This is a genomic window from Devosia sp., from assembly GCF_041917035.1.
In the GTDB taxonomy this organism is placed as follows: Bacteria; Pseudomonadota; Alphaproteobacteria; order Rhizobiales; family Devosiaceae; genus Devosia_A.
This window is the reverse complement of sequence record NZ_JAYRYM010000192.1, coordinates 1-7,086: the sequence shown is the minus strand read 5'-3', so window position 1 is coordinate 7,086 and position 7,086 is coordinate 1. Positions and strand designations below refer to the sequence as shown.

Genomic DNA, 7,086 nt, shown 5'->3' with positions numbered 1-7,086 from the left:
ATCCGCTTGTACACCGGCCGGATGCCGAGCGACCGCCGGAGGGCCCGGACATCCTTGGCCTGCTTGCCGGCGAGGTCGGCGAGGCGGCGATCCGAAAAGCCCATCGCCTTGAGGCCGCGCAGGGTCTGCGCGTCCGCCGGCAGGCCGTATTCGCGTATCTTCCGTTCGGTGTCGACAATGCCCTTGATCTGCTCGAGGAACCACGGATCGATCTTGGAGGCGTCGAAGATGTCCTCGATGCCGAAGCCGAGCCGCATGGCCTCGGCCACGTGCAGCAGGCGCTGCGGGGTCGGGGTGGACACGGCGGCGAACACGGCGTTCTCGCGGTCGTCCTCGGGGGCGCCCGCGTCATAGCCGGGAATGCCGATCTCGTTGAGGCCGGTGAGGCCGGTCTCGAGCGAGCGCAAGGCCTTCTGCAGGCTCTCCTGGAAGGTGCGGCCGATGGCCATGGCTTCGCCCACCGACTTCATCGAGGTGGTCAGCCGGTTGTCGGCGCCGGGGAACTTCTCGAAGGCAAAGCGCGGGATCTTTGTGACGACGTAGTCGATGGTCGGCTCGAACGAGGCCGGGGTGGCGCCGCCGGTGATGTCGTTCTCGAGTTCGTCGAGCGTGTAGCCGACGGCGAGGCGGGCCGCGACCTTGGCGATGGGGAAGCCGGTGGCCTTCGAGGCGAGGGCCGAAGAGCGCGACACCCGCGGGTTCATCTCGATGACGATCATGCGGCCGTCGACCGGATTGATGGCGAACTGCACGTTCGAGCCGCCGGTTTCCACGCCGATCTCGCGCAGCACCGCGATCGAGGCGTCGCGCATGATCTGGTATTCCTTGTCGGTCAGCGTCAAAGCCGGCGCGACGGTGATGGAATCGCCGGTATGGACGCCCATCGGATCGAGGTTCTCGATCGAGCACACGATGATGCAGTTGTCGTTCCTGTCACGGACAACCTCCATCTCGTACTCTTTCCAGCCGAGCACGCTCTCCTCGATCAGCACTTCGTCGGTGGGCGAGGCGTCGATGCCGGTCTCGACGATGGCGAGGTATTCTTCCTTGTTGTAGGCGATGCCGCCGCCGGTGCCGCCGAGCGTGAATGAGGGACGGATGATGCAGGGCAACCCGATCACCTCGAGCGCCTGCAGCGCCTCGATGGTGTTGTGCGCCAGCATCGAGCGCGGGGTCTCGAGCCCGATCTTCTTCATGGCGTCGCGGAACAGCTCGCGATCCTCGGCCTTGTCGATGGCCTCGGCATCGGCGCCGATCATCTCGACGCCGAACTTGTCGAGCACGCCCATCTTCCTCAGCGACAGGGCGCAGTTGAGCGCGGTCTGCCCGCCCATGGTGGGCAGCAGCGCATCCGGCCGTTCCTTCTCGATGATCATGGCGACCACCTCGGGGGTGATCGGTTCCATGTAGGTGGCGTCGGCGAGATCGGGATCGGTCATGATCGTCGCCGGGTTGGAGTTGACGAGGATGATGCGGTAGCCCTCGTCCTTGAGCGCCTTGCAGGCCTGGGTGCCCGAATAGTCGAACTCGCAGGCCTGTCCGATGACGATCGGGCCCGCGCCGATGATGAGGATCGATTCGATGTCGGTGCGCTTGGGCATCGCGGAGCTCTCTCGTCTGGGCGCGCGGAAAGACGCGCTAAGGCGCGGGTTCTGGCGGCGGAGTCTGTAGGTTAAGGCGGCTGTCTAGCCGAAGGCGCCGACGAAGGGAAGCCCGCGCGGCACATTGCTGACGTGCCGCGCGGAGGGAGGAGGCGCCTATTCGGCGGCCGGCAGCACCGGCTTGTCCGGCCGGCGCGTGCGCCACAGCGAGTAGGCGATGCCGCTGGCGAGGATCACGAAGGTGATGCCCAGCGACCACTCGGCCGGGAACTTGGTCCAGCCCAGCAGGTCGGCGACGAACACCTTGCTGCCGATGAAGACGAGCAGCACGGCGAGCGCCTGCTTGAGGTAGGCGAAGCGGTGCAGGATGGCCGCCAGCGCGAAGTAGAGCGCCCTGAGGCCGAGAATGGCGAAGATGTTGGAGGTGTAGATCACGTAGGCGTCGGTGGTGATGGCAAAGATGGCCGGCACCGAGTCGACGGCGAAGATCACGTCGGCGATCTCGATCAGCACCAGCGCCAGAAAGAGCGGGGTCAGCCACAGCACCGGCTTGCCCGAGTTCGGGTGCGGCTGGACGACGACGAACCTGTGTCCCTCGAGACGGGGGGTGATGCGGAAGCGCCGCCGCATGAACTTGAGCAGGCGGTTGTTCTCGAGGTCCGGCTCGTGGTCGGAGGCGAACAGCATCTTGATGCCGGTGAAGATCAGGAAGGCGGCAAAGACGTAGAGCAGCCAGCCATATTCGGCGACCAGGGTGGCGCCGAAGCCGATCATGATGGCCCGCAGCACGATGACGCCGAGGATGCCCCAGAACAGCACCCGGTGCTGGTAGGCGCGCGGGATGGCGAGCGCGCCGAAGATCATGGCGATGACGAAGATGTTGTCGACGGCGAGGCTCTTCTCGACGACGAAGCCGGTCAGGTACTCGACGCCGGCCTGCGCCCCGACATTGATCCAGACGAAGGCGCCGAAGGCGAGGCCGAGGACGATGTAGAAGCCGGAGAGCAGCAGGCTCTCCTTGACGCCGATCTCCTTGTCGCCGCGATGCAGGACGCCCAGGTCGAAGGCGAGCAGCAGGCCGACAAGGCCGATGAAGGTGAGCCACATCCAGATGGGCTGGCCCAGGAATGGGGCAGTGAGACTGAAATCCATGTTCTCCTCGCGGGTTTAGCCGAGGAGCACGCGATGCGGGGCGCGTTGAGCATGGAAGTCGGGCCCGGCATCGATTGCTCCGATGCGGTCCGACATCACGATGGACATCGTCAGAGGGGCCCGGTCCGCGACGGCTGAGATCGGCATGGCGGATGCCGACCGCAACCCCGATCACGCAGCCGTTACGACGCGGCGGGCGTCCTGCGCAGCAGGGCGGCGACCGAGAGGCCGAGCCAGCCGAGGATCATCAGCGTGCCGCCGGTCGGGGCGGCGAACGGAAACAGCGAGTGGCCCTGCAGCGCGGCCATCGCCAGGTCGCCGGCGAACAGCGCGACGCCGAGGAAGATGACGCCGCCGGCAACCCTGAGGGGGCGGCCGGGCAGGACGCCGATGGCAACCAGCGCCGCGGCGTGGAACAGCAGGAAGTTCGCCGCGATGCCGAGCATTTCGTTGCCGCCATGGTTGGCATAGGCGGCGGCGGCGACGCCGATCGCGCCGACGAGGCCGGCGGCGGCAATGAGGGGGCGGCAGATGTTGATGGACATGTCGGGGAGCCCGTCCGGAGGAGTCGATCTGGTCGAAATCCTAGGTCGGCGTTCGTGCCGACGCGTTGAGCCAGATCAAAGGCTTGCCTGTCCCGACCGCCGGTGCGACGCTATCGGCCACCGCTTTGCCCGACCGGAGAGTGCCATGTGCCGGAACATCCGCCCGCTGTTCAATTTCGAGCCGCCCGCCACGCGCAACGAGGTGCACGACGCGGCGCTGCAGTTCGTGCGCAAGATCTCGGGGTTCACGCATCCGTCCAAGGTGAACGAGGCGGCATTCGAGGCGGCGGTCGAGGATATCGAGAAGGTGGTGAAGCGCCTGCTCGGAGAGCTGGAGACGAGCGCCCCGGCCAGGGACCGCGAGGTTGTCGCGGCCAGGGCCAGGGAGCGCGCCCGTCTGCGCTACGGCTGAGTCCGTCAGGTCTTCGCCGGTTCCTCGTCAGTTCTTGGCGAAGGTGATGCTCGAGGCCATCGTCTGGCCGTCCTTGTCGACGAGCTTGAAGCTCATCTTGATGCTGCCGCCGGTCAGCGACAAGGAGCTCGAGGCCGTGCCGTAGCGGGTTTCCATGCCGGAACTGGAGAAGACCACGCCGCCGCCCGAGCGCTTGCCCACGGTGGTGGTGGCGACGCCCTGGGCCGACGAGGACGCCTCGAAGCGCTTGTTGGCATCGTTGTAGACGATGCCGCCGCGGAAGCTCGCGGCACCGGCGGTGAACGAGCAGCGGCCGGTATAGGTCAGCTTGCCGGGCGTCGTGCCCTTCATGGTCAGCCTGCAGCTCACCGTGCCGGGATCGGGGCCGGTGACGTTGCCGGACCCCTTCCACGAGCCGGCATATTTCTGGAGCAGGGTGTTCTCCGCCTGCCCGGCGACGGCGGGCAGAGCAGGCAGGGCGGCGAGGGCGAGGCAGAGTGCGCTGATTTTCAGTGTCGTGACGAGGCGCAAGGGCGACTTCTCCAGTTGGCTTGACGGTCGAAGGGGAGAATACTTCAGCAGCCGCGACGACGGGAGGGGTCTCCCGAGTTCGTGCATCACAGTCTCGCTGTTTCGTTCAGCATAGGTTCAGGCGATTGTGTTGCATTATGGGCACAAGCGCGAAGGGTCGCGCAGGAACGAGGGGTGGGAACGATGAAATTCATTCAGACAACTGCAGCACTGGTGCTCGGCACCGCCGGAGTGCTGCTCGCGACGGGCAACGTGCTCGCCGTCGAAGCGATGGCCAAGTCCGCCGTCAATGTGCGCACCGGACCGGGCACCGGTTTCGGCATCGTCGATCAGCTCACCGCGGGCGAGATCGTCGACATCACCGAGTGCGCGCCGTCGGGCTGGTGCTTTGTCGAGCATGACGGGCCCGACGGGTGGGTGAGCGCCAGCTACCTCACCGCGCCGGAAGACGAGGAGGAGCCCGAGATGGACGAGGGCGGCGGCAGCAACCCGGATTGCTCGTTCGGCTTTGCCATGGGACCGGGTGGTCCGAGCCTCTCGATCAATTGCGGCGACGCCCCTCCGCCGGCCCCGCCGCCGCCGGCCGATGACGAGGACGAGGAAGACCCGCAGGCGTGCTTCTACGTGGGCGCCGCCTTCAACGGCCAGACCTTCTGCATGGGCGTCGGCACCCGCAACGCGCTCAATGCCACCTTCAACAACAAGATTTCGTCGGTCGAGCTGTTCGGCGGCGCCAAGGCGCGGCTGTGCGACGGTCCCAACCTGACCGGCTACTGCCGCAACGTGAACAGCGATACCTCGCCGCTGGTGCCGCAGATCAACGACAAGGCATCCTCGCTGATCGTCTATGTCGGTGCTCCGCCGGCGCCCGAGCCCGAGCCCGTGCCGGATGTGCCGGCAATGTTCTCGACCGGGCTGATCGATCTGCAGCAGACCTGGACGGCCAATCTCGACAACGGCACCACCGGTGGCGCCGCGGGTGCGGACATCTGGTACCAGGCGGTCTCCGCCGTCGAGAAGTACATCACGCCCCGCAATGGCGCGCTGATGGCGGTCGGTGACGGCTCGGGCTATGCCGGCTGCTCGACCACCGACATGACCAACGACTCTATCCCGCTGGCCGATATCCCGCCGGGCACCTATGTGTGCGTCAAGACCAACCAGAACCGCATCTCGCAGTTCCGCGTCAACGGCTTCGTCGGCACGACGATGAAGATCGGCTACGGCACCTGGGCCGACTGAGCCCGTCGAACATCCGACACCTGACGGCCCGGGGCATCTGCTCCGGGCCGTCGTCGTTTCGGCTCCGGCTATTGCTCGGGTTCGGTGGTGAACAGCAGCGGAAAGCCCTCGGCCCGCGCCATCTCTGTGGCCCGGGTCGCCTTGCTCTCGGCAATCTCGCGGGTGAACACCGCGACCACGCAGGCCCCCTTGGTGTGGGCGGTGATCATGATGCGATGGGCCTGGTCCTCGCTGATGCGGAACTCGGCCTTGAGGACGCGCACGACGAACTCGCGCGGGGTGAAGTCGTCGTTGAGCAGGATCACCTTGTGCAGCGGCGGGCGCGCCAGTTTCTGCCGCGTGCGCGGCTTGGCAACGGTGTCGGCCATGCGGAGCGGTCCGGTGCGCATGGTCGCAGCCTAGCACGCCGCGGCCGGCTTGCCGACTGGCGTCGCCGGCTCGCGCCAGGCCGCCGGCGACGGAGCGGTTCGAACCGGATTCGGCATCCGATAAAAGTCGAGACGTGCAGTTAACCGGCGGGTCTGATGTGGGGTGTACAGGGCCCGCTCTGAGGCCCCGTCGGGGGCCGGCGACCGGAGCCCGCCATCATGCAGACATCGCAGATCCCGTCGGGCGGCCCTGGCCGGACCGGCACCGGTGCGCAGGGCGAGCCCGTGCGCGCGCCGCTCCAGTACGTCACCTTCACCAGCAATGGCGGGCACTACGGCGTCGACATCATGGCGGTCCGCGAGATTCGCAGCTGGCAGCCGACGACGCCGCTGCCGGGGCGCGGCGCAGGGGCCCGCGGGGTGCTCGACATCCGCGGCCAGGTCGTCGAGGTGTTCGATCTGTCGCAGGTGCTCGGCGGTCCGCCGCTCGAGGCGGCGCGCGGCAACGTCGTCCTGGTGCTGGCACTCGACAGCCGCACCATCGGCATCCTGGTGGATTCGGTTTCAGATATCATCCAGGTCGGTGCCGACACGCTGATGCCGGTGCCGACCGCCGGGGCCGTCAGCAGCGCCGTCGGCCAGATCCGCGGCATGGTGCACCACGAGGATCGGCTCATCGCCATCGTCTCGCTCGAGGACCTGTTCCCGGGCTGAGACGGACGCGGTCCGCAACGCGTTCTGCCATGAGCCGAAGTGCCGTGGGTGCCCCAATCCGCCCACGGCACGCATTTTCTCCCGGGAGGCGGGGCGGGACGGCCCCGGCGCCGGGTTTCAGGCGGCGAGCGCCACGAGGCTTCGCGGGTTTCGTCGAGGCCCGGCGAGGGTCAAGCGGCGCGCCGGAACAGCATGTCCTTGGCCGCAAGGATCGCGCCGGCCGTGATCAGCAGCGCCGCGACCAGCAGCAGGTGGCTGTATTCGGCATAGCCGGTCAGCACGAGGACGAGGGTCGAGAGCAGCGGCGCCGAGTAGGACGCCGCGCCCAGCACCTGGATGTCGCCCTGCTTCACCCCGATGTCCCACACGTAGAAGGCCAGCCCCACCGGGCCGAGTCCCAGCCCGACCACCGCGGCCCATTGCCAGGCGTCGTCCGGCCAGACCGTCGTCTCGAGAGCGAGGTGGCAGCCCGCCGACAGCACCGCCGTGACGAGGCAGAACCCGGTGATGGCCTCGCTCGG

8 protein-coding genes and 1 pseudogene are annotated in these 7,086 nt (G+C 67.4%); 3 read left to right on the top strand and 6 right to left on the bottom strand.

Features of this window, described 5'->3' with window-relative positions; all coding sequences use genetic code 11:
• From carB to ACE3TU_RS16595, 3 genes are all read right to left on the bottom strand, one after another.
• The coding region (gene carB, locus ACE3TU_RS16605; protein WP_374626174.1) for a carbamoyl-phosphate synthase large subunit at positions 1-1,601 on the bottom strand (1,601 nt) is incomplete at its 3' end.
• A 156-nt stretch (positions 1,602-1,757) separates the two neighbouring features.
• On the bottom strand, positions 1,758-2,753 hold the full coding sequence (locus tag ACE3TU_RS16600) for a TerC family protein (protein ID WP_374626172.1): 996 nt from the start codon (positions 2,751-2,753) through the stop codon (positions 1,758-1,760).
• Between the two features lie 182 nt (positions 2,754-2,935).
• A complete protein-coding gene (locus tag ACE3TU_RS16595) occupies positions 2,936-3,298 on the bottom strand; it encodes a DUF423 domain-containing protein (RefSeq protein WP_374626170.1) in 363 nt (120 codons plus the stop codon).
• Between the two features lie 145 nt (positions 3,299-3,443).
• Between ACE3TU_RS16595 and ACE3TU_RS16590 the strand changes: the two genes are divergently transcribed.
• Positions 3,444-3,710: a DUF2277 domain-containing protein gene (locus ACE3TU_RS16590; protein WP_374626168.1), complete on the top strand. Its 267-nt coding sequence runs from the start codon at positions 3,444-3,446 to the stop codon at positions 3,708-3,710.
• Between the two features lie 27 nt (positions 3,711-3,737).
• On the opposite strand, the gene ACE3TU_RS16585 is transcribed toward ACE3TU_RS16590, so the two are convergent.
• Positions 3,738-4,241 (bottom strand): hypothetical protein, encoded by a 504-nt coding sequence (locus tag ACE3TU_RS16585; RefSeq protein WP_374626166.1) that lies wholly within the window; start codon positions 4,239-4,241, stop codon positions 3,738-3,740.
• A 183-nt stretch (positions 4,242-4,424) separates the two neighbouring features.
• Between ACE3TU_RS16585 and ACE3TU_RS16580 the strand changes: the two genes are divergently transcribed.
• Positions 4,425-5,483, top strand: a complete 1,059-nt coding sequence (locus ACE3TU_RS16580) for an SH3 domain-containing protein (protein WP_374626164.1) — start codon at positions 4,425-4,427, stop codon at positions 5,481-5,483.
• Positions 5,484-5,551: 68 nt separating this feature from the next.
• On the opposite strand, the gene clpS is transcribed toward ACE3TU_RS16580, so the two are convergent.
• On the bottom strand, positions 5,552-5,851 hold the full coding sequence (gene clpS, locus ACE3TU_RS16575) for an ATP-dependent Clp protease adapter ClpS (RefSeq protein WP_374626162.1): 300 nt from the start codon (positions 5,849-5,851) through the stop codon (positions 5,552-5,554).
• 219 nt (positions 5,852-6,070) lie between these two features.
• Here clpS and ACE3TU_RS16570 point away from each other — a divergent pair, with 219 nt between their 5' ends.
• A complete protein-coding gene (locus ACE3TU_RS16570; RefSeq protein WP_374626160.1) occupies positions 6,071-6,565 on the top strand; it encodes a chemotaxis protein CheW in 495 nt (164 codons plus the stop codon).
• A gap of 170 nt (positions 6,566-6,735) precedes the next feature.
• Here ACE3TU_RS16570 and ACE3TU_RS16565 read toward each other — a convergent pair.
• Positions 6,736-7,086: pseudogene (locus ACE3TU_RS16565) on the bottom strand (EamA family transporter); the annotation flags it as partial.